The sequence below is a fragment of the Streptomyces sp. NRRL WC-3618 genome, from assembly GCF_001280005.1.
In the GTDB taxonomy this organism is placed as follows: Bacteria; Actinomycetota; Actinomycetes; order Streptomycetales; family Streptomycetaceae; genus Streptomyces.
In genome coordinates this window covers 1-223 of sequence record NZ_LGDW01000422.1, presented here as the reverse complement: position 1 = coordinate 223, position 223 = coordinate 1, and the positions used below count along the sequence as shown (strand labels likewise).

General features: G+C 58.7%; 1 rRNA gene. It reads right to left on the bottom strand.

The window, feature by feature from the left end:
* Window positions 1-223, bottom strand: a 23S ribosomal RNA gene (locus tag ADL01_RS28035); the annotation flags it as partial.

Genomic DNA, 223 nt, shown 5'->3' with positions numbered 1-223 from the left:
GTGTGTATCGCTACTCATGCCTGCATTCTCACTCGTGAACCGTCCACCACTAGCTTCCGCTGCAGCTTCACCCGGCACACGACGCTCCCCTACCCATCCCAGCGGGCGTTGGCCCTCATGCTGAAATGACACGACTTCGGCGGTACGCTTGAGCCCCGCTACATTGTCGGCGCGGAATCACTAGACCAGTGAGCTATTACGCACTCTTTCAAGGGTGGCTGCT